20 protein-coding genes are annotated in these 19896 nt (G+C 73.6%); 6 read left to right on the plus strand and 14 right to left on the minus strand.

The window, feature by feature from the left end; genetic code table 11:
* Nucleotides 1-41: 41 nt before the first annotated feature.
* Together AB0G79_RS12780 and AB0G79_RS12785 are read right to left on the minus strand one after the other, a co-directional pair.
* Nucleotides 42-527: an ATP-binding protein gene (locus AB0G79_RS12780; protein ID WP_360804666.1), complete on the minus strand. Its 486-nt coding sequence runs from the start codon at nucleotides 525-527 to the stop codon at nucleotides 42-44.
* A gap of 93 nt (nucleotides 528-620) precedes the next feature.
* Nucleotides 621-1853: a GAF domain-containing SpoIIE family protein phosphatase gene (locus tag AB0G79_RS12785; protein ID WP_360804669.1), complete on the minus strand. Its 1233-nt coding sequence runs from the start codon at nucleotides 1851-1853 to the stop codon at nucleotides 621-623.
* A 107-nt stretch (nucleotides 1854-1960) separates the two neighbouring features.
* Here AB0G79_RS12785 and AB0G79_RS12790 point away from each other — a divergent pair, with 107 nt between their 5' ends.
* Nucleotides 1961-2473, plus strand: a complete 513-nt coding sequence (locus AB0G79_RS12790; RefSeq protein WP_360804672.1) for a MarR family transcriptional regulator — start codon at nucleotides 1961-1963, stop codon at nucleotides 2471-2473.
* A 120-nt stretch (nucleotides 2474-2593) separates the two neighbouring features.
* On the opposite strand, the gene AB0G79_RS12795 is transcribed toward AB0G79_RS12790, so the two are convergent.
* From AB0G79_RS12795 to AB0G79_RS12810, 4 genes are all read right to left on the minus strand, one after another.
* Complete coding sequence (locus tag AB0G79_RS12795) at nucleotides 2594-3766, minus strand: PP2C family protein-serine/threonine phosphatase (protein WP_360804675.1); 1173 nt, start codon at nucleotides 3764-3766, stop codon at nucleotides 2594-2596.
* A gap of 60 nt (nucleotides 3767-3826) precedes the next feature.
* On the minus strand, nucleotides 3827-4195 hold the full coding sequence (locus tag AB0G79_RS12800; protein ID WP_360804678.1) for an STAS domain-containing protein: 369 nt from the start codon (nucleotides 4193-4195) through the stop codon (nucleotides 3827-3829).
* A 72-nt stretch (nucleotides 4196-4267) separates the two neighbouring features.
* Nucleotides 4268-6688 (minus strand): SpoIIE family protein phosphatase, encoded by a 2421-nt coding sequence (locus AB0G79_RS12805; RefSeq protein ID WP_360805162.1) that lies wholly within the window; start codon nucleotides 6686-6688, stop codon nucleotides 4268-4270.
* Between the two features lie 170 nt (nucleotides 6689-6858).
* Complete coding sequence (locus tag AB0G79_RS12810; RefSeq protein ID WP_360804681.1) at nucleotides 6859-10884, minus strand: HAMP domain-containing protein; 4026 nt, start codon at nucleotides 10882-10884, stop codon at nucleotides 6859-6861.
* A 277-nt stretch (nucleotides 10885-11161) separates the two neighbouring features.
* On the opposite strand from AB0G79_RS12810, the gene AB0G79_RS12815 reads away from it, so the two are divergent.
* On the plus strand, nucleotides 11162-11389 hold the full coding sequence (locus AB0G79_RS12815) for a DUF5133 domain-containing protein (protein ID WP_360804684.1): 228 nt from the start codon (nucleotides 11162-11164) through the stop codon (nucleotides 11387-11389).
* 93 nt (nucleotides 11390-11482) lie between these two features.
* On the opposite strand, the gene AB0G79_RS12820 is transcribed toward AB0G79_RS12815, so the two are convergent.
* Together AB0G79_RS12820 and AB0G79_RS12825 are read right to left on the minus strand one after the other, a co-directional pair.
* Complete coding sequence (locus AB0G79_RS12820; RefSeq protein ID WP_360804687.1) at nucleotides 11483-11644, minus strand: DUF5670 family protein; 162 nt, start codon at nucleotides 11642-11644, stop codon at nucleotides 11483-11485.
* 102 nt (nucleotides 11645-11746) lie between these two features.
* Nucleotides 11747-12052, minus strand: a complete 306-nt coding sequence (locus AB0G79_RS12825; RefSeq protein WP_360804690.1) for a hypothetical protein — start codon at nucleotides 12050-12052, stop codon at nucleotides 11747-11749.
* A gap of 109 nt (nucleotides 12053-12161) precedes the next feature.
* On the opposite strand from AB0G79_RS12825, the gene AB0G79_RS12830 reads away from it, so the two are divergent.
* Together AB0G79_RS12830 and AB0G79_RS12835 are read left to right on the plus strand one after the other, a co-directional pair.
* Nucleotides 12162-13754, plus strand: coding sequence for an FMN-binding glutamate synthase family protein (locus AB0G79_RS12830; protein ID WP_360804693.1), 1593 nt, complete (start codon nucleotides 12162-12164; stop codon nucleotides 13752-13754).
* 147 nt (nucleotides 13755-13901) lie between these two features.
* Nucleotides 13902-15632, plus strand: coding sequence for a thiamine pyrophosphate-dependent enzyme (locus AB0G79_RS12835; RefSeq protein ID WP_360804696.1), 1731 nt, complete (start codon nucleotides 13902-13904; stop codon nucleotides 15630-15632).
* Nucleotides 15633-15767: 135 nt separating this feature from the next.
* On the opposite strand, the gene AB0G79_RS12840 is transcribed toward AB0G79_RS12835, so the two are convergent.
* The 3 genes from AB0G79_RS12840 to AB0G79_RS12850 form a co-directional block, all read right to left on the minus strand.
* Nucleotides 15768-16307 (minus strand): DUF6328 family protein, encoded by a 540-nt coding sequence (locus AB0G79_RS12840; RefSeq protein ID WP_360804699.1) that lies wholly within the window; start codon nucleotides 16305-16307, stop codon nucleotides 15768-15770.
* A gap of 628 nt (nucleotides 16308-16935) precedes the next feature.
* Complete coding sequence (locus AB0G79_RS12845) at nucleotides 16936-17310, minus strand: PRC-barrel domain containing protein (protein ID WP_360804702.1); 375 nt, start codon at nucleotides 17308-17310, stop codon at nucleotides 16936-16938.
* 59 nt (nucleotides 17311-17369) lie between these two features.
* Nucleotides 17370-17591 carry a DUF6458 family protein gene (locus AB0G79_RS12850; protein WP_360804704.1) on the minus strand — a complete coding sequence of 74 codons (222 nt, stop codon included), beginning with the start codon at nucleotides 17589-17591 and terminating at the stop codon, nucleotides 17370-17372.
* 207 nt (nucleotides 17592-17798) lie between these two features.
* Here AB0G79_RS12850 and AB0G79_RS12855 point away from each other — a divergent pair, with 207 nt between their 5' ends.
* The gene (locus tag AB0G79_RS12855; protein WP_360804707.1) at nucleotides 17799-17942 is read left to right on the plus strand and encodes a hypothetical protein; all 144 of its coding nucleotides are present in this window, start codon (nucleotides 17799-17801) and stop codon (nucleotides 17940-17942) included.
* Between the two features lie 94 nt (nucleotides 17943-18036).
* On the opposite strand, the gene AB0G79_RS12860 is transcribed toward AB0G79_RS12855, so the two are convergent.
* The 3 genes from AB0G79_RS12860 to AB0G79_RS12870 are packed head-to-tail and all read right to left on the minus strand — an operon-like array spanning nucleotide 18037 to nucleotide 19157.
* Nucleotides 18037-18294 carry a hypothetical protein gene (locus tag AB0G79_RS12860; protein ID WP_360804710.1) on the minus strand — a complete coding sequence of 86 codons (258 nt, stop codon included), beginning with the start codon at nucleotides 18292-18294 and terminating at the stop codon, nucleotides 18037-18039.
* A 53-nt stretch (nucleotides 18295-18347) separates the two neighbouring features.
* A complete protein-coding gene (locus AB0G79_RS12865; protein ID WP_360804713.1) occupies nucleotides 18348-18578 on the minus strand; it encodes a DUF6479 family protein in 231 nt (76 codons plus the stop codon).
* An 18-nt stretch (nucleotides 18579-18596) separates the two neighbouring features.
* Nucleotides 18597-19157: a histidine phosphatase family protein gene (locus AB0G79_RS12870; protein ID WP_360804716.1), complete on the minus strand. Its 561-nt coding sequence runs from the start codon at nucleotides 19155-19157 to the stop codon at nucleotides 18597-18599.
* 305 nt (nucleotides 19158-19462) lie between these two features.
* On the opposite strand from AB0G79_RS12870, the gene panD reads away from it, so the two are divergent.
* Complete coding sequence (gene panD / locus AB0G79_RS12875) at nucleotides 19463-19888, plus strand: aspartate 1-decarboxylase (protein ID WP_360804719.1); 426 nt, start codon at nucleotides 19463-19465, stop codon at nucleotides 19886-19888.
* Nucleotides 19889-19896: the final 8 nt, after the last annotated feature.

A 19896-nucleotide genomic window follows, 5' to 3' on the forward strand; every position in this document is an offset into this window, starting at 1 on the left:
CGGGAGCTCGTGCGTCCCGGGACCGGCGCGCCGGCGCCGCGTCAGAGCGCTCCCCGGTCCCACCGTTGCGCCGCGTCGGCCTGATCCGGAAGGAGGGAGAGGCGGGCACGGACCCGCTTCCCCTCCGGGGCGGGCTCCACGGTCAGGCTCTCGCACACGGCGACGACGATCTCGACGCCGTGCTGACCGATGCGGCGCGGGTCGTGCCCGCGGGGGACGGGCGCAGCGGGCTCCTGGTCGAAGACCGAGATCTCCAGCATGTCGCGCCCCACTTCGAGGAGGAGCCGACAGGGGCCGACCGTGTGCCGGATCGCGTTGGTGACCAGTTCGCTGACGACCAGCTGCGCGAGCTCGACGCGCTCGTCACCGATCGGTTCGCCCAGCACGGCGGGGGCGGTCGCGAGGAACTCGGCCGTGAACGCGCGGGCCGACGCGATCGCCCCGCCGCGCGAGGCGTCGCCGTAGACGACGCCCGCGGACAGCAGGGGTTCCGGGACCGCGCGCTCCGCGGTGATCGCGTCCGTCATGGCGCTGGTGCTCCCCTCGTCCTGGGCCGGCGGCTGGGCTCCTCGTACCCGCCTTTCCCCTGTTCATGGTTCCCACACCGCACGCAACGCGGATCACACCCGCGGAAAGCGTGTCAAGGGGACGCCGACGCGGTCGGCGTGAGCCTTCCCCGGCCGTTCTCCGCCCCGGGTGTCGGCCCCGTGGCCGCGCCAGTCGAGACAGAGTACGAGGACGGCGTCCGACGCGCCACGGGGTGTCCCGCGCAGCACCCGTACGACGTCCCGGGGGACGTCCGCGCCCTTCCGGCGGCGCGTGCGGCCGAGTGCGCGGGCGACGGGACCGTCCGGCGCCTCGTCCCCGCCGCCGGCCGTCGGCTCTCCGGCGCCGTGCGCGACGAAGACCAGCCGGTCGCCGTCCAGCAGGCGCAGGCGCTGGGGCACGTACACGGTGTCCTCGAACATGCCCAGCGGCAGTTGGCGGTCCAGGTCGATGCGCTCGGTCAGGGCGGGGCGGACGCGCCAGAGCGTCGGCGATCCCGCGTCCACCACCTCGGCCTCACCGGTGGTCAGGTCGATCCGGAGCAGCAGGGCGGCGAGGGAGCGTCGGCCGCGGAACTGCCCGTAGAGCGCCTGGTCGGTGAGGCCGGCCTGGGTGGCGAGGTCGAGTCCGGCCCGCCGGGCGTTGCGGATCGCCATCAGGGCGAGGGTGCTCGCCAGGGCGGCCGGGGTGCCGGGGCCGGCACCGTCGGCGACGACGACCACCAGGTCCCGCTCGGTGACGCTCCAGTCCAGCAGGTGCCCGCCGGAGGTGTAGGCGGGCTCCCAGTGGGCGTGGAGTTCGAAGGCGGGACCGGAGCAGGCCCGGCCGGGCAGGGTGTCCCACTGCATCTCCCCCTCGACGGTGAGGGCGCGCGTCCTGCGGGTGCGCCGGTAAAGGTCGGTGTGCCGGTCGGCGACGCGAAGGGCGTGCCCGAGGGTCTCGGCGACCCGGGCGAGGCTCGCGGCGGTCTCCGGCGCACACCGGTCCGCGGGCAGGACGACGACCAGGACGCCGAACCGGTCGCCGCGCACCGTGACGGGCAGGTAAACGGTCGCCGTGGGCCCGACATCACGGAAAAGATATGGTTGCTGGGTGCGGAAGGCGCGGCCGGCGGGGCCCGCGTCCAGGGGAGTGTCCGGCATCCCGGCGGGTGTCTGGACGGGCTCCACGGGGCGCAGGGTCGTGAATCCGTAGTCGACGAGGAGCAGGTCGGCCGAGGACGCGGCGTACAGCTGGGTGAGACTGGTGCGGAGGGAGTCCAGGAGGAGGTGTGGTGCCGCCCCGCGCAGTGCGCCTTCCACCGTCACGTGTCGGTCCAACGGATCCGTACCGCCTTCTGGAGAGATGTGGAGATGACCGGTCCGTCGCGAGGCCGCCGACCCCGGCCCCGGACGTCCGAGGAGGGTCGGCAGGCATGACGAGCAAACCCGCCCCGCAGCCGGGGGAGCCGCAGCGGACGGCCGAGTCCGCCCGGGAGCTCATCGAGCTGCTGGAGGTGCTGTGGGAGCGCGGCCGGGACATGGTGTCGTCGACACCCGTCTCGGCGAGTCAGCTGCGCGTGCTGTACAGCCTGGACCGCGAGGAGGGCATCAGCCTGCGCACCCTGGGCGAGCTGCTCGGTTCCGCACCGCCCTCGGTGAGCCGCATGTGCGACCGGCTGGAGGCGCTCGGCTTCGTGCAGCGGCTCCCCAGTCCCGTGAGCCGCCGGCAGCTGGAGCTGCACCTGACGGTGCACGGCAAGGCGTACCTGCGGGACCTCAGGGTCCAGCGCGAGGAGGCCCTGCTCGCGGTCATCGCGGACATGTCGCCGACGAGCCGCAAGGCGCTGCTGCGGGGGCTCGCCGGCTTCCACGACGCCGTGGGAGGGAGTGGAGCGGCCGCCTCGTCACGCGCCCGCACTCCGCTGAAGGACGTCAGCTCGGCCTGACCCCCGCGCGCCGTCGGCTCCGCCCGGGCGCACACCCCATGTCCTCATTGCCACCTCTGGTCGTCGTCCGTGACGGCGTCCTTCCGGCCCCGCCAGGTTATTGCCCCAAGGATACAGTTGTCATGTGGCAACTATTGCCGCGGTGCCGTGCCAGTCGAGGCAGACGACCAGGGCGTCGTCCTCCAGCGGGCCGCCGCCGTGGTGGACGGCGAGCTCCCGGAGCACCGCCTGCGGCACGTGCGTGGGCGGCAGCAGACGCGTCCCCCGCAGCGCGCGGGCCAGCGCGCGGTCCCCGTAGCTCTCCCCGGCCGGCGACACGGCCGCGTACACGCCGTCGCTTCCGAACAACAGCCGGTCGCCCGGCCTTACGGAGAACCGCTCCGGTACGTACACGGTGTCCTCGAACATGCCGAGGGGCAGCTGCGCCTCGAAGCCGACGGACTCCACCGACTGCCCCCGCTGCCGCCACAGACGGGGCGATCCCGCGTCCACGGCCTCCACCTCGCCGGTGGCCAGGTCGAAGCAGAGCAGCAGCACCGACACGAAGGCCTCGCCCCGGTACTGGGCGTACACGGCCTGGTCGGCCAACGCGGCCTGGTCCGCGAGCGGGAGGCCGGCCCTGCGGGCGTTGCGGAGCGCGTTGATCGCCAGGTTCGTCAGGAGGGCGGCCTCGATGCCCTCACCCATCCCGTTGGTGACCGTCAGCGTCAGCCGGCCGTCCGAGACCGACCAGTCGTAGTTGTCGCCGAAGATGGCGTAGGCCGGCTCCAGATGGGCGGCCAGGGCGAACTCGGGACGCGCGCAGGAACGGCCGGGCAACAGCTGCCACTGCATCTCCGCCGCCAGCGTGAGCCGTGTCGCCCGCCGCGCCAGGACGTACAGGTCCGTGTCGCGCTCCGCCACCAGGATCTCGTGACCGAGCGCCTCGGAGAGCTGGGCGAGCCCCGGCAGCAGCGCCCCGACGTCGGCCCCCGGGGGCAGCTCGGCCGTCAGCACCCCCAGCCGGTCGCCCCGGACCGTCACGGGCAGATGGAGCCGGAGCGCCCCGGACTCCCGGTCCACGTGCGGCTCCTGGGCGCCGAAGGCGCGCCCCTGGGGACTGTCGTTGATCGGCAGCGACGGATCCGCCCCGGAGGCGGGCCCGACGAGCTGGAGCGTCCGCAGGCTGTAGTCGGCCATGCGGAGCTCCACCCGTAGCACCCCGCTGTCCCTCAGGGCGTCCTCGACGACCTCCACGAGCCGGTGCGGAGCCGCCCGGCGGAGAGCCTGCTCGATCTCGGCGATCTCGCGCACGGTCTTCCTCTTCCTCCTCCTCGCACCCGGTGCCTGAGCGCGGCACCGGCCTTCTGTCCGCTATCTCGCGCCGCCCGCCGCGGCGAGCGCGTCCGCCAAGGCGTCGTGCGGCGGAATCGTCGTCGTCACGCCGGTGATCTCCAGGATGCGGCGCACGGCCGGGGTCGGCGCGGCGAGGTACAGGTCGCCACCGCTCTCCCGCGCCGTGTTGACCGACCGGATCAGGACGTTCAGTCCCGAGGAGTCCATGAAGTCGAGGGCCGACAGGTCCAGCACGAGACGGCGCCGCCCCCGGCCGAACTGCTCCGTCAGAATCTCCTGCAGCCGGGCGGCCGTCTCCATGTCCAGTTCGCCCGCCACCGTCAGTACCGCCGTGTGCCCGTCGCGGATCTCGACGGCGACATCAAGGTTCTCTTCACGCTCGGACATGTCTCCTGCTTTCCGTGGGGGCATCCCGTGGGGGGCTTCTCGTGGGGCCGGTCTCGGGGCGGACGGGCGGGTTCAGGACACCTGGACGCCGACCACGCACGTGTCGTCGTCGGTGTCCGACTTGCTGCGCGCGAGCAGCCGGTCCAGTCGCCGTTCGAGGCTGTCGGACGGCTGCCGGGCGACGGTGAGCAGCTGGGCGACGGAGTCGTGCACGGCGGTGTCGCGCCGCTCGACGAGCCCGTCGGTGTACATCAGCACCGTGTCGCCCGGTTCGAGCCGCAGCTCCGTCTCCTCGTACTCGGCCTCCGCCAGGGCTCCCAGCAGCACCCCGCGCAGGAGCGGCAGGTCGAGCGCCTCCTCCCCGCGCACCAGTACCGGCGGGAGGTGCCCCGCGCGGGCCCAGCGCAGCGTGCGGCTCTCCGGGTCGTAGACGCCGCAGACGGCGGTGGCCGTCACCTGGGCGGTGAGGTGGTGGGCGACGCTGTTCAGCCAGGACAGCAGCTGCCCCGGGCCCGCGCCCGTGACGGCCAGGCCGCGGAGGGCGTTGCGCAGCACCACCATGCCGGTGGCGGCCTCCACGCCGTGCCCGGCGACGTCCCCGACGCACAGCAGCACCTTCTTGGACGGCAGCACGACCGCGTCGTACCAGTCGCCGCCGACCAGGGACTCGGACTCGGCGGGCCGGTAGCGCACCGCCACGTCGAGCCCCGGCGCGTCGAGCGGCGGCATGGCCGGCGGCATGATCGCGTGCTGGAGCTGGAGGGTCAGCCGGTTGCGTTCCTCGGCCGCCTCCTCCGTCGCCGCCAGCCGGTCGCGGGTGGCCGTGAGGGCGACCTCGGTCCAGTGCTGCGCCGAGATGTCCTGGTAGGCGCCCCGGACCGCCTGGAGTCCGCCGTCGCCGCCCGGGGCCGGTTCGGCGGTCACCCGGATGTGCCGGGTGACACCGTCGTGGCGGAGCATGCGGAAGGCCGCGGAGCCCACCCGCCGCTGGTCCAGCACCTTCTGGAGGAAGCCGCGGATGGTCGCGGCGTCGTCGGGGTGGGCGTGGTCCGCGAGGTCGCGCAGGGCGACCGGGGGCTCCGTCGTCCTGCGGCCGAACAGCTCGTACAGCTGCCCGTGCCAGGTGATGTCGCCGGTGACGAGGTCCTCCTCGAAGGCGCCGACCCGGCCCAGGCGCTGGGCGTGCTGCAGGAGGCTGGCGAGGCGAGCCGACTCGTCCTCCACGCGCCAGATGAACAGGACGTTCGCGCCGTACCGGCTGATGCTGATGTCGGCGAGCGAGGCGAGCGGCACCTGGTCCACCAGGGCCGTGAGCCGGACCCGGTGGGCGCGGAACGGCTCCCCCGTGGCGTAGACCCGCTCGATCCGCTCGAAGAGCTCGCTGCCGCCCGCCGTCGCGGGGTACGCCTCCAGGAGCAGCGACCCGTCGACGGAGCCCCGGGGCCGTCCGGCCGGATCCTGGAACTGCGCGTTGGCGTGCCGGATGCGGAAGTCCACGAGCTTCCCCGCCGCGTCGAGGTGGGGAGTGAGGACGAGGGCGGGATCGTAGAGCCCTTCCGAGAGTTCGGCCAGCGCCGTCGCCCCGTCCTCGCTCGGGAGGCCGCCGGGGAACGCGGGGCCGCCGGGGGCGGGGAAGCCTCCCGGGGACGTCTCGGGCAGCGCCTCCAGGGTGTGGGCGCACAGCTCGGCGAGCGCCTCGATCTGGCGCTCCACGGCCTGCGGCAGGGGGTCGAGCGGACGGGCCCAGCAGATCTCCAGGACGCCGTGGATGCGGCCGCCCGTGCCGGCGGGGACGACCACCCGACCGCCGTCGGGATGACGGCCGCGGCCGATCGAGGGAATGCCCGCCGTCGCCAGCGAGGCGTAGCGGACGGTGCGCCGCCCGGTGAGCGCCTGGCGGGCCGCCGTGGTCACGCCCGGCGGCACGTAGTGCCAGCGAGCCGCCTCGTCGAGGCCGAAACCGGCGTGACCGCGCAGGCTCAGCGAGGTGTCGGGGCCGGTGGTCCAGATCGCGACGGCGACGGCACCCAGCGGTTCGAGCGCGTGCCGGAGCAGCGACTCGGCGACGGCCTGGGTGTCGCCGGCGCTGAGCGCCGCGCTCTCCGCGGTGCGCAGTCGCACGGCGACCGAGGCGGTGGCGGTGGCCGTGGCGGTGGCCGCGGGCTCGTCGACGGCCGTCCGCACGAACTCGTCCGCCGCCTCCGCCATCCGGTCACGGGCCGCCTGGTTGATGATGTCGGCGGCCAGCTCCAGCCGGGACAGTCCGGCCCGGTCGGCGAGTTCCGCGAGCTGCCGGGCCGCCTGGGCCGGGCCGCAGCCGAGGCGCTCGACGATGACGCCCTTGGCGAGTTCGATCAGGGCGCGGCCCTCGGCCGCCGCGTGCGCGGCGCGCACCTCGCCGCGCAGCCGCTCCACCGTGGCGGCCAGTCGGCCGTCGGACGCCCCGCCGTCGGGGACGGCGACGGAGCTGTTCGGGCCGGTCTCGGCGTCGATGGGGACGGCCGCCCCGCTGTTCGGGCCGGTCGCGGCGTCGTCGGGGACGGCCGCCCCGCCGTTCGGGAGGGACGCGGTGCCGTGGGAGGCCTCGGTGCCGTCGGTGGTGTCCGGGGCGTCGGTGCCGTCGGCGGTGCGCGGAGCGCCGTTGCCGGGGGGCGGGGGAGTGGTCACGAGGCCGTCCCTCCGCTCAGCCAGCGGCTGACGCAGGCGATGAGCTCGTCGGCGTCGACCGGCTTGGTGACGTAGTCGCTGGCCCCGGACGCGAGGCTCTTCTCGCGGTCGCCCGGCATGGCCTTCGCGGTGACGGCGATCACCGGCAGGTCCGCGTACTGCGGCAGCTCCCTGATCCGCGCGGTCGCGGTGTAGCCGTCCATCTCCGGCATCATCACGTCCATCAGGACGAGGGAGACGGCCGGGTTCGCCAGGAGCGTCTCGATGCCCTTCCGCCCGTTCTCGGCGTGCAGCACGGTGATGCCGTGCAGCTCCAGGATGCCGCTGAGGGCGTACAGGTTGCGGACGTCGTCGTCGACGGCGAGCACGGTCCTGCCGCGCAGCGTGTCGTCGACGGCCCGGGGCGCGGGCGCCCAGTGGTCGCCGCGCACCAGGGGAACGACGTCGCCGGGCTGCTCCGCGGACAGGTGCAGAGCGATCCGCTCGCGCAACTCGTCGAGGCTGGAGAGGAGTTCCAGCGGGCGGTGGCGGGACAGGTCCTGGAGGGCGCCCTCCTCGTCGGCGGGGAGCCGGCGGTTGTTGTGGGCGAGGACGGGGACGGTCCGCAGCGCCTCGTCGCCGTCCATGGCGTCCAGGAAGCGCAGGGCGTCGCCGTCCGCCATGTCGACGTCGAGCACGACGCAGTGGAACGGCTGCGTGGCGAGCGCGGCGGCGGCCTCCTGAGGGCCGACGACCGCGATCAGCTCGATGTCCGCCCTGCCCGTGCGCTCGCCGTCGGCCGCGAGTTGGCCCACGGCGTTCTCGGCGACGACGGCGAGGAGCCCGCGCGGGCGCTCCTCGATCACGAGGAGGCGCCGGGTCGGCCGGGTGGCCGCGGCGCCGGGCAGCGCGAGCGCGCCGGCCCCGGCCGGCGCGGGGACGGCGAGCCCCGCCGAGGAGTCCGCGGGCAGGGCCGGGTCGGGCGCCTCGGCGAAGTCGGTCCGGGCGACGGGGAGGTAGAGCGTGAAGGTGCTGCCCTCGCCCGGAACGCTGGTGACGGTGAGGGCGCCGCCGAGGAGATGGGCGATCTCGCGGCTGATGGAGAGGCCCAGGCCGGTGCCGCCGTACTTGCGGTTGGTCGTCCCGTCGGCCTGCTGGAAGGCGCCGAAGATGGCCTCCAGGTTCTCGGGGGCGATGCCGATGCCGGTGTCGGCCACGCGGAAGGCGACGACGGGGCCGCCGCGGTGCACGGACAGCGGCGGCTCGTCGTCCGACGCCGGCTCGATGCGCAGCTCGACGCCGCCGTTCTCGGTGAACTTGACGGCGTTCGACAGCAGGTTGCGCAGCACCTGCCGGAGCCGCGTGTCGTCGGTGACGAGGGCCACGGGGACGCCGGCGGCGGTGGAGACCGTGAAGGCGAGGCTCTTCTGCGAGGTGAGGGGCCGGAACGTGGCCTCGACGTAGTCGAGGAGCCTGCGCAGCGGCACGCGCTCCGGGTTGAGGTCCATCTTCCCGGCCTCCACCTTGGAGAGGTCGAGGATGTCGTTGATCAGCTGGAGCAGGTCGGATCCGGCCGAGTGGATGATGCCGGCGTACTCGACCTGCTTGGCCGTGAGGTTGCGCGTCGGGTTCTGGGCCAGCAACTGGGCCAGGATCAGCAGGCTGTTGAGCGGGGTGCGCAGTTCGTGGCTCATGTTGGCCAGGAACTCCGACTTGTACGTGGAGGCCAGGTCGAGCTGCTGGGCGCGCTCCTCCAGCTCCTGCCGCGCCTGCTCGATCTGCAGGTTCTTGGCCTCGATGTCCCGGTTCTGCGTGGCGAGCAGGGCCGCCTTCTCCTCCAGCTCGGCGTTGGAGCGCTGGAGTTCCTCCTGCCGCACCTGGAGTTCCTCGGTGCGCGAGCGGAGTTCGCCGGCGAGCCGCTGGGACTCGTCCAGGAGCTCGTCCGTGCGCGCGTTGGCGACGATGGTGCTCAGGTTGACGCCGACGGTCTCCATCAGCTGTTCCAGGAAGTCCCGGTGCACGGAGGTGAAGGGGCTGAAGGACATCAGCTCGATGACGCCGAGGACCTGCTCCTCGACCACGACCGGCAGCACCACGAGGCTGCCGCGGGACGTGCTGCCGAGACCCGAGGAGATCGTGACGTAGTCCGCCGGGACGTTCTCGGCGGTGACGGTACGGCGGCTGCGGGCGGCCTGCCCGACGAGCGACTCGCCCAGCCGGAAGCGCACCGGTTCCCGGCGGCCGGCGGGGCGTCCGTAGGAACCGACGAGGCCGAGCTCGACGCCGTCGGCGCCCTCCTCCGCGAGGTAGAAGGCGCCGTACTGGGCGCCCACGAGCGGGGTCAGCTCGTCCATGACGAGTTCGGCGACGGCGGCCAGGTCGCGGTGGCCCTGCATCAACGCCGACATCCGGGCCAGACTGGACTTGAGCCAGTCCTGCTCCTGGTTGGCCCGCGTCGTCTCGCGCAGCGAGCCGACCATGGCGTTGATGTTGTCCTTGAGTTCGGCCACCTCGCCCGACGCCTCGACGGTGATCGAGCGGGTGAGGTCGCCCTCGGCGACGGCGCTCGCGACCTCGGCGATGGCGCGGACCTGGCGGGTGAGGTTGCCCGCCAGTTCGTTGACGTTCTCGGTCAGCCGCTTCCAGGTGCCGGAGACCCCCTCGACCTCGGCCTGTCCGCCGAGCCGGCCCTCGCTGCCGACCTCGCGGGCCACGCGGGTCACCTCGGCGGCGAACGAGGACAGCTGGTCGACCATCGTGTTGATGGTCGTCTTCAGTTCCAGGATCTCGCCCCGGGCGTCCACGTCGATCTTCTTCGACAGGTCGCCGTTGGCGACGGCGGTGGTCACCTGGGCGATGTTCCGGACCTGACCGGTCAGGTTGTTCGCCATCGAGTTGACGTTGTCGGTGAGGTCCTTCCAGGTGCCCGCCACGTTCGGCACCCTGGCCTGGCCGCCGAGCCGGCCCTCGGTGCCGACCTCGCGGGCGACCCGGGTCACCTCGTCGGCGAAGGCGGACAAGGTGTCCACCATGGTGTTGATGGTGTCGGCGAGGGCCGCGACCTCGCCCTTGGCCTCCACGGTGATGCGGCGGGAGAGGTCGCCGCGGGCCACGGCGGTGGCGACCTGGGCGATCGAACGCACCTGCCCGGTGAGGTTGGACGCCATCACGTTGACGTTGTCGGTGAGGTCCTTCCAGGTGCCCGAGGCGCCCCGGACGGTGGCCTGGCCGCCGAGGTTGCCCTCGGTGCCGACCTCGCGGGCGACCCGGGTCACCTCGTCGGCGAAGGCCGAGAGCTGGTCGACCATCGTGTTGATGGTCGTCTTCAGTTCCAGGATCTCGCCCCGGGCGTCCACGTCGACCTTCTTCGACAGGTCGCCTCCCGCGACGGCGGTGGCGACGTGGGCGATCGCCCGTACCTGAGCGGTGAGGTTGCCGGCCATCGAGTTGACGGAGTCGGTCAGGTCGCGCCAGGTGCCGGAGACGCCCTTCACGTCCGCCTGGCCGCCGAGGATGCCCTCGGTGCCCACGTCCCGGGCCATGCGCGTGACCTCGTCGGCGAAGGCCGAGAGCTGGTCGACCATCGTGTTGATGGTGTTCTTCAGCTCCAGGATCTCGCCGCGCGCGTCCACGTCGATCTTCTGGGAGAGGTCGCCCTTCGCGACGGCCGTCGCCACGTGGGCGATGTCCCGGACCTGGGTGGTGAGGTTCCCCGCCATCGCGTTGACCGAGTCCGTCAGGTCGGCCCAGGTGCCGGAGACGCCGGGCACGGCCGCCTGTCCGCCGAGCGTGCCCTCGGTGCCGACCTCGCGTGCCACCCGCGTCACCTCGGAGGTGAACAGGGAGAGCTGGTCGACCATCCCGTTGAACACCCGGGAGATCTCGCCCATCAAACCGTCCGCCTCGTCCGGCAGACGGGTGCCGAAGTCGCCGTCCCGCACCGCCGTGAGCCCGGCCAACAGCTGACGGAGGCCAGGCTCGACCACCGCTGCCGGACCGGACTGCTCCCGGTCGGAGGAGCCCCTGGTCGTCGTCTCAGACATGCCCATCCTCGTTCCCCACCATGCGCACACGGACCGTCCGGCCCACGCCGCGCGCCGGACGACCGCTCCCCCGGGTCGGCTCCGACTGCCGCGATGGTTGCCGTACGGCAATCATGACGACACTACCCCTCCGTGATCGTCAACAGGAGGCCGGTGCGGGTCTTCCGGCCGGCACCCGCCCCCGCCGGACCCGGACGGGAGGTGTGCGAGGCCGCGACCGGGGTACACGCGCCCCGGAACCGGGCGCCCCCCGCCCGCACGACGACGGGAGCAGTACGTGCTGATGGCCCACCCCGCGGTCCTGCGCGAGCTCATCGAGCAGTACGAGACGTTCAGGACGCTCCACGCCGAGAACGGCGGCGAAGAGGCACGGCGGCGCATGGACGACCTCGCCTACACACTGTGCGTGTCCACCGGTACGCGGGACGTGGACGCGGCGCTGATCGCGGCCCGCCACCGCCTGCCGGGGGCGCGCCCCGAGGACGACTCGGTACTCAGCGCCTGAGCGCCCGACCACGCGGCCGAGCCCGGCACCCTCCTCAGGAGGTGCCGGGCTCGGCCGCGCCGCGGGCGGGGGCGACCCCGCCCGCGGGGCCGCCTACCAGCGGTACCAGCGGCCCGAGCCGCCCCTCGGCCGGGCCACGAAGCCCAGCAGCCACAGGACGAGCACGATGACGGCTATCCACCAGAGCGCCTTGACGGCGAAGCCGGCGCCGAAGAGGAGCAGGACGAGCAGCAGGACGAGAAGCAGGGGGACCATGCGGGTCGACCTCCATGAAGACGATGACGGGAAGAGTGAAAGGACGGCCGCACGGCGGACACGCGCGCGCCGGCCCAGTACGGGGCGGGAAGCGCCGCCCGCTCAGCCGCGGCGCTCGAAGAACAGGGCCGCGCGGCCCAGGTCGCGCCGCGCGGCCAGGCGCCCGGTCCGGCGCCCCCACCCGTACGCGAGGGCGAGCGCGGCCGCCGCGCCGACCGCGGCACCGGCGGCCACGGTCCGGTGGGCCCGCGCGGCGGCCCACAGGCCGCTCCCGCCGTCGCGGGCCGCGTACGCGGCCGCCTCGTCCACGCCGGGGCCGTCCACCCACGTCAGGTCGGGGTGGTCCGGGACGGCGTAGGGGCCGGTCCAGTGGAAGTGGTTGCGTCCGCTGTTCTCCGAAGCACTCATGGGCACCGTCTCGCCGGAGTCCCGCACGCTAAACCTGGTCGCTTCCGGCCCCCCGCCCCGCGCCTTCCCCGCGTGCTTGACGGCGCCCGTCCGGGACAGACGGCCCAGCATGGTGACGTCACTGCTCGTGGTCTGCCCCGTCCTCGCCGCGCTCGCCACCGGCCTCGCGGCCGTCCTGGTGTCCCCGTGGTGGTGGTGCGCCGCCGGCCCCGCCCTGCTGCTCGCCGCGGTCGCGACGTACGACGTCGTCCAGCGGCGCCACTCGATCCTGCGCAACTATCCGCTCATCGGGCACCTGCGGTTCGCGATGGAGGCGATCCGCCCCGAGGTCCAGCAGTACTTCGTCGAGAGGAACGTCGACGGCGTCCCCTTCGACCGGGACACCCGGTCCATCGTCTACGAGCGGGCGAAGGGGACGGACGCCGAGGACCCCTTCGGCACCGAGCTGGAACTCGACCGGACCGGCACCGAGTACCTGGTCCCCTCCATGGCGCCGCGCCCGGTGCCCGACGAGGCGCCCCGGGTCCGGATCGGCGGCCCCGGCTGCGCGCGCCCGTACGACATGGCCCTCCTCAACGTGTCGGCGATGAGCTTCGGCTCGCTGTCCGCCCGGGCCGTCCGCGCCCTGAACGAGGGCGCCCGGCGCGGCGGCTTCGCCCACGACACCGGCGAGGGCGGACTGTCGGAGCACCACCTCGCCCCCGGCGGCGACCTCGTCTGGGAGATCGGCACCGGATACTTCGGCTGCCGTGCCGAGGACGGCGGCTTCGACCCGCGGCTGTTCGCCGAGAAGGCCGCGCTCGACCAGGTCGCCTGCGTCCTGCTGAAGATCAGCCAGGGCGCGAAGCCCGGCATCGGGGGAGTCCTGCCCGGCTCCAAGGTGGGCCGGGAGATCGCCGCCGTCCGCGGCGTCCCCGAGGGCCGTACGGTGATCTCCCCGCCGTACCACCGCGTCTACCGCACCCCCCGTGAGCTGGTGCGCTTCCTCGGCCGGATGCGGGAGCTCTCCGGCGGCAAGCCGGTCGGCCTCAAGCTGTGCGTGGGAGCGCGCCGCGACGTCCTCGCCGTCTGCAAGGCGATGCTGGAGGAGGACCTCACGCCCGACTTCATCGTCGTCGACGGGGCGGAGGGCGGCACGGGCGCCGCCCCGCTGGAGTTCGCGGACGCCGTCGGCCTGCCCCTCACCGACGGCCTGACCACGGTGCACCGGGCCCTGGTCGGTACGGGGCTCCGCGACCGGATCCGGATCGGCGCCTCCGGCAAGGTCGCCACCGGGAGCGACATCGTCAGGCGGCTGATCCAGGGCGCCGACTACACCAACTCGGCACGGGCCATGATGTTCGCCCTCGGGTGCGTCCAGGCCCAGCGCTGCCACACCAACACCTGCCCCGTCGGAGTCGCCACCCAGGACCGCAGGCGCGCCCGCGCCCTCGACGTCGAGGACAAGGCGGAGCGGGTCCGGCGCTTCCAGGAGGCGACCGTCCGCAGCGCCCTCGCGCTCATGGCCGCCATGGGCGCCGACGGCCCCGGGGACCTGGAGCCCGGCATGCTGCTGCGCCGGGTCGGCCCCGACGCCGTGCGCTCCCACGCCGAGCTGTACGAGCCGCTCGAACCCGGTCTGCTCCTGTCGCCCGCATCGGTTCCGGACACCTGGGCAGGCGACTGGAAGGCGGCCCATCCGGACCGGTTCACCCTCCGGTGAACCGCTCGACGGCCACCGGGAAGTCCAGAGCCGCAGGAACGTCCACGGCCACGGCCACAGGAACGTCCGCTGCCGCAGCCACAGCCACAGGAACGTCCGCAGTCACAGCCACAGGAACCGCCCACAGCCACAGCAAAGGAGCCCCCCATGCCCCGTACCGTCGCACAGGTGATCGTCGACGGGCTCGCAGAGCTCGGTGTCGACCGCGTCTTCGGCGTGGTCGGAGACGCCCTCAACCCGCTCACCGACGCCATCCGGACCACCGAGGGCATCGACTGGACCGGCTTCCGCCACGAGGAGGCGGCGGCCTTCGCCGCCGGAGCGCGCGCCCAGCTCTCCGGAGAGCCGGCCGTCTGCATGGGCACGGTCGGACCGGGCTCGGTGCACCTGCTCAACGGACTCTACGACGCGGCCAAGAGCGGCGCGCCGGTCCTGGCGATCTGCGGCCAGGTGCCGCTGTCCGAGGTGGGCGGGGACTACTTCCAGGAGGTCGACAACGACCTCCTCTTCCGGGACGTGGCCGTCTACCGGGCCACCGTGACCTCCCCCTCCCAGATGCCCCGGCTGCTGGAGACCGCGGTCCGGGCGGCCGTGACCCGGCGGGGAGTGGCGGTGCTCACCGTCCCCGGCGACCTCGGTGACCAGGAGGTCGAGGACGACCGGCCGACGCGGTTCGCGCTGCCGCGCCCGGCCGTCACGCGTCCCGACGACCCCGCGCTCGCCGAGGCGGCCGAGGCGATCGGCCGCGGCTCGCGGGTCACCCTCCTGGTCGGGCGCGGCGCCCGGGAGGCCCGCGAGGAGGTGCTGCGCGCCGCCGAACTGCTCTCGGCGCCGATGGTGCTGACCCTGAAGGGCAAGGAGGGCTTCGAGGACGACAACCCGTACGAGGTCGGCCAGACCGGCCTGATCGGCAACCCGGGCGCGGCCCGCGCCATGGACTCCTGCGACACCCTGATCATGCTCGGGACGGACTTCCCCTACCGGGACTGGTACCCGGAGGACTGCCGGGTCGTGCAGATCGACACCCGCGAGGAGCACCTCGGGCGCCGCGTCCCGGTGGACGTCGGGCTCGCCGGGGACGTGGGCGCGACGCTGAGGGCCCTGCTGCCGCTCCTCGCACCCGTCCCGTCGCGCTCCCACCTCGACGAGGCCGTCGACCGGTACGCGGACTGGCGGAAGGGGCAGTCCGACCTCGCCGACCCCGCCCACGACCGGCGGCTCCTCGGGCGCGTACGGGCCATGTTCGACAACCGGGAGGCGGACATCCGTCCCGAGGCCCTCGCGGCCGCCGTCGACCGCCACGCCGCCGACGACGCGATCTTCACCTCGGACACCGGCATGGCCACCGTGTGGCTCTCGCGGCTCGTGCGCATGCGCGGCACGCGCCGGCTGATCGGCTCCTACAACCTCGGCTCCATGGCCAACGCCATGCCCCAGGCCATCGGGGCGCAGCTGTGGGCGCCGGACCGGCAGGTCGTGGCCTTCTGCGGCGACGGCGGCCTCGGCATGCTGCTCGGCGACCTCATGACCATCCGCTCCGAACGGCTGCCGGTGAAGCTCGTCGTCTTCGACAACCGCCGCCTCGGCATGGTCAAGCTGGAGCAGGAGCAGGCGGGGCTCCCCGAGTTCGGGACGGTCCTCGACAACCCCGACTTCGCGGCGGTGGCCGAGGCGCTCGGGCTGACCGGCATCCGCGTCACCGCGCCGGCCGAGCTGGACGAGGCCGTGCGCAAGGCGCTCGCGCTGCCCGGCCCGGTCCTCCTCGACGTGCTCACCAACCCGGCGGAGGTGGCCGTCCCGGGCAAGCCGACGGTCTCGCAGGGGTGGGGCTTCGCCATCGCCAAGATCAAGGAGAACCTGCCCTCCGGCGCGCGCTGAACGTCGCGGAGGGGGCGGCCCGCCGACTGCGGGCCGCCCCCTCCGCCATGCCGACGCCGACGCCCACGCCCACGCCGACGCCGGCCCGGCCGGCCGGCGTCGGCCGGCCTTGTCCGCCTTCGGTCGGCTTCGGCTTCAGCTGCGGTCGGCGTAGCGGACGCGGACCCACACGGGCAGGGCGAACCAGCAGATCAGGTACCAGGTGAGGACACCGGAGACCAGCCAGGGCACGTACGGGTCGTGCGTCGCCACGCGCAGGATGAGGAACAGGGCGGCGATCAGCGTCGCGAGCAGCAGCAGGATGCCGGTGAAGGTGAGCCGGGAGGCCCAGGCGACGGCCTGGGGTTTGACCCGACGGCCCGACACGATCCGGTGGAAGGAGACGGGGCCTATCAGCGCGCCCGTCGCCAGCGATCCCAGGACGACCGTGACCAGGTAGATCGTCTTGTCGGTCCGCTCCAGGTCGTGGAAGAGGGGCGTGAAGACCACGGTGAGGAGGAAGCCGAGGAGGATCTGGACGCCGGTCTGCGCCACCCGGATCTCCTGGAGGAGCTCCTGCCAGCGCCGGTCCGCGCGCTCCTCCTCCGTCTCGCCGCGCCCGTCGCGCCCGACGGTGCCGGTGCCGGCACCGGTGTCGTCGACGCCGTCCTTCGCACGGCTGTCCTGCTCGTTCATGGGGATCCTCCTCTGGAATACGGGTCAGGAGCGGAAGCGCGCCGCCTCATGGCGGAAGCCCCCGTCGAGCGCGGGGGCTTCCGTCCGGCGCGGCACGGGGCGGAGTCAGGACCGCGGCGTACCGGCCGTTCGCGGGGGCGCGTGGCCACCGTCACCGGTGGCGGGGCCGCCGGCCCGTCCTCCCGGCCCCTCCCACCCCTCGTCTTCGTCCCGTCGGCGCGGCGCGTCGGGGGGCGCGGCGGGAGCGTGCGTACGGCTCTCCCCGCTCCTGCCCGGGGCACTGGGGTCCTCGGACGGGACTCGCGGCCACCGGAGTGCGCGGGCGTGGAGTACGGCGGGCCGACTGTCCGTCACCCTGCCTCCGTGGCCTACTGGTTCGCCTTGCCGCTCTTTCCGGGGTCAAACCCGGAGGGGGCGGGCCGGTCCGCCCGGGACGGCGGGCGAGTGGCCCGCACCCTCCACGGGTGCGGGCCACTCGGGGTGCCGCCGGCCCACGGCAAGGGGGGGACCGTGGGCCGTCCGGCGCGAGCGTGTCGCTCGCTCTCCACCCGTCTGCCCCGCCGAACGGGTTCCATGCCCCGACGGGGACGGGCTGCGGCGCTCGCGCGTACCGGGGCGGGCGGGCTCGTCAGAAGCCGCCCATGCCTCCCGGGAAGCGCCAGGACGTGCGGTAGTACTGGTCGATCTCCTCGCGGTGCTGGCGGTCCGCGAGATGCTTCTCGGAGACGAACTCCGGTGAGTCCTTGACCTGTTCCTTCGTCAGGGCGAGGTAGAGGGTCTCCTCCTCCGGCTCGACGCGGGTCACCGTACGCGCCGGGATGAGCACCTCCTTGCCGAAGATCCAGACGCCCGTGTCGACGACCAGGTAGGAGTCGTCCACCTCGTCGGAGTGCTTGTCCACCTTGCCGATGTGCCCGTCGGAGGCCTCGACGCGCCATCCGGTGAGGTCGGTGCCCGCCAGGTAGCCGGACTCGGTGCTGAAGGACCACAGATGCTCGCTCATGTTGTCACTCCTCTGTCGCTGTGTTCGTGCAGGGCGCGGCGCCGTACGCGCGGGCCGCCTCAGAGCCGCCCGCGGTCGTCGTCGGTGACCGTGGGCGCCACCGGCGGGACCACCATGCGGCGGCGGCGCAGCACGCTGGTGTAGACGGCGGTCCCGAGCAGGCCGACGGCCATCAGGATCAGGCCGACCAGATCGAGGTCGACTCCCTGGATCTCCCAGTCGGTCGCGAACGTGAGGATGGCGCCGACGGCGATCATGATGATGAACAGTCCAAGGCCCATGGTGGGTTGCTCCTCCCCTGCGGTTGGACAGCGTCCGCGTACCCGGGACTCCCGGGAACATTCCGCCGTACTCGGGAGTCGTTCGGCCCCGGCCCCTCCGACCCTTCGCCGCAGCACGCCTGACGGAGGATCACATCCCGGGGGAGTGTGAAACCGCGGTCCGGGGCAACACGCAGTGCCAGGACACGGACATCGGAGGGGAATCCCATGACCGCATTGCTGGACCGCATCAAGCGCTTCGCCCGCAGCCCGCAGAGCCGTGGCGCGGCGGCGTCCCTTCGCCGCGCCGCGGCCGACCCGCGCAGGCGCGCCCAGGCACGCCGTCTGTTCGGCAGGCTGCGCCACCGCTGACGCGCACCCGCCCGGCCCCACGGCCGAACGCACAGGCGCCCCGCGCGGAAGACCGCGCGGGGCGCCGCTGTGTACGGACGGCCGTGTACGGACGTCAGCCGTCGTGCCGACGCGTCTGCTCCTCGCGTCCCACCCCGGGGCGCTGACGCTTGGCGGCGTGACCGCCGGCACCCTCCCGGTCGGTGGCCTCGCGGCCGGTGGCCCCTCCGTCGGGGAGCCCGTGCGAGGACACGGCCTCGGCGGCCTCCCTGCGGGCCTCCTCGTCGCCGCTCTCACCCTCCGCGTCGGCGGGCGTGGTGCGCGGCCGGTCGGCACGGCCCCCGTCCGTCCCGTGCTGCTTCCGCTCGCCCATCGTTCCTCCTCCGTCTCGGGGTCCGTCGCGTCGCGGGACGCGCGCGTCCCTCCTCACCGTTCGCGCCCCTCCTCGGGCGCCGACCATGAATCCCGTCGCGCCTCCGCCGGCGGCGGCTGGGCGACGCGGGCGTTCCGCCGACCGCGGGCGACCCGCCGTGAACCCCACCAGAAGGCGGCGATCAGCACGACGACCAGCACCACCCCCACCAGGATCAGGAGCAGCGAGGAGGATCCGGACGCGGCGAGTCCGGAGGCGGTGATCAGGGAGAGAGTCATCATCATGCCTTTCTGACGGCGGGATCAGTGGGTCGGTGACCAGCAGGCGATCACCCTTCCGCTGCCGGGGGACAGCGACTCCCAGCCCCCGGGCAGCTCGATCAGCACCACGCCCGAGGTCGGGAAACCGGCCCGCACGCGCTTCAGGAGCTCGGGGGGACCGCTCCCGCACAGGCCGGCGGCCAGCTCGCGGATCCCCGGGTTGTGGCCGACGAGGACCACGGCACGAAGGGCCGGGTTCCGCTCGGCCAGTACGGAGACCAGCTCGCTGGGCGGGGTCTTGTAGAGGCGCTCGTCGTAGACGACGGGCGGCGGGTCGGACAGCGCGGGGGCGGCGAGCCGCCAGGTCTGGCGGGTCCTGCGCGCCGGGGAGCAGACGACGAAGTCGGGCGTGAAGCCGGAGCCCGCGAGCCAGCGGCCGGTGCGGGGCGCGTCCCCCCTGCCCCGCCTGCTCAGCTCGCGGTCGAAGTCGTCGACGCGCCGGCCCTTGCGCACCGCCTTCGCGTGGCGCACCAGCAGCAGCCGGACGCCGCCCGCGCGGCCGTCGGCCGGTGCCGCCCGCCGCGATCCGAGCTCCTTCGACATGGCCTCTCCTTCCGCGCGCGTACGTCTCCGGGTCGTTCCGAAAGGTGCGCGTACCCCGTCTCCGCGCCCGCACGCACGGACGAGCACGCGCCGACGACCGCACCCAGGGACGCCCGCGTGCGCGCCCGCCGCCCGGTCGAGGGGTGACGGTGATCACTAGGGCTCTCGGGCGTGTGCTGCGTAGGCTTGTGGCGTCGTCGCGGGGCCTGGGGCCACTCCCCGGAACCGCGACCCGTCGTAGACTTTGGAAACAGCCCTTGACCTGCAAAAACGCGGGCAGGGAGCCTATCTCCAGGAGTGCCTCAGTGATACGCACCATCTTCAAGTCCAAGATCCACCGCGCCACCGTGACGCAGGCCGACCTCCACTACGTGGGGTCCGTGACCGTCGATGCCGACCTCATGGAGGCGGCCGACCTGCTGCCGGGCGAGCTCGTGCACATCGTCGACATCGACAACGGCGCCCGCCTGGAGACGTACGTCATCGAGGGGGAGCGGGGGTCCGGGGTCATCGGGATCAACGGGGCCGCCGCCCATCTCGTGCACCCCGGGGACCTGGTCATCCTCATCAGCTACGCGCAGATGGAGGACGCCGAGGCCCGGACGTACGTGCCGCGCGTCGTGCACGTGGACGGCGGGAACCGCATCGTGGAGCTCGGGACGGACGCCTCCGCGCCCGTTCCCGGCAGTGACACGGTGCGCCCTCCGCACGCCGTGGCCGCGTCGATCTGATCAGGGAG

Source organism: Streptomyces sp. NPDC020807 (assembly GCF_040641575.1).
Taxonomy (GTDB): Bacteria; Actinomycetota; Actinomycetes; order Streptomycetales; family Streptomycetaceae; genus Streptomyces.

Coding starts and splice junctions, on each gene's coding strand:
- AB0G79_RS12790 (WP_360804672.1), top strand. CDS start 1,961: ATGACGAGCAAACCCGCCCCGCAGCCGGGGGAGCCGCAGCGGACGGCC.
- AB0G79_RS12840 (WP_360804699.1), bottom strand. CDS start 16,307: ATGAACGAGCAGGACAGCCGTGCGAAGGACGGCGTCGACGACACCGGT.
- AB0G79_RS12845 (WP_360804702.1), bottom strand. CDS start 17,310: ATGAGCGAGCATCTGTGGTCCTTCAGCACCGAGTCCGGCTACCTGGCG.
- AB0G79_RS12820 (WP_360804687.1), bottom strand. CDS start 11,644: ATGGTCCCCCTGCTTCTCGTCCTGCTGCTCGTCCTGCTCCTCTTCGGC.
- AB0G79_RS12800 (WP_360804678.1), bottom strand. CDS start 4,195: ATGTCCGAGCGTGAAGAGAACCTTGATGTCGCCGTCGAGATCCGCGAC.
- AB0G79_RS12855 (WP_360804707.1), top strand. CDS start 17,799: ATGACCGCATTGCTGGACCGCATCAAGCGCTTCGCCCGCAGCCCGCAG.
- AB0G79_RS12865 (WP_360804713.1), bottom strand. CDS start 18,578: ATGATGATGACTCTCTCCCTGATCACCGCCTCCGGACTCGCCGCGTCC.
- AB0G79_RS12835 (WP_360804696.1), top strand. CDS start 13,902: ATGCCCCGTACCGTCGCACAGGTGATCGTCGACGGGCTCGCAGAGCTC.
- AB0G79_RS12830 (WP_360804693.1), top strand. CDS start 12,162: ATGGTGACGTCACTGCTCGTGGTCTGCCCCGTCCTCGCCGCGCTCGCC.
- AB0G79_RS12870 (WP_360804716.1), bottom strand. CDS start 19,157: ATGTCGAAGGAGCTCGGATCGCGGCGGGCGGCACCGGCCGACGGCCGC.
- AB0G79_RS12780 (WP_360804666.1), bottom strand. CDS start 527: ATGACGGACGCGATCACCGCGGAGCGCGCGGTCCCGGAACCCCTGCTG.
- AB0G79_RS12860 (WP_360804710.1), bottom strand. CDS start 18,294: ATGGGCGAGCGGAAGCAGCACGGGACGGACGGGGGCCGTGCCGACCGG.
- AB0G79_RS12825 (WP_360804690.1), bottom strand. CDS start 12,052: ATGAGTGCTTCGGAGAACAGCGGACGCAACCACTTCCACTGGACCGGC.
- AB0G79_RS12850 (WP_360804704.1), bottom strand. CDS start 17,591: ATGGGCCTTGGACTGTTCATCATCATGATCGCCGTCGGCGCCATCCTC.
- AB0G79_RS12810 (WP_360804681.1), bottom strand. CDS start 10,884: ATGTCTGAGACGACGACCAGGGGCTCCTCCGACCGGGAGCAGTCCGGT.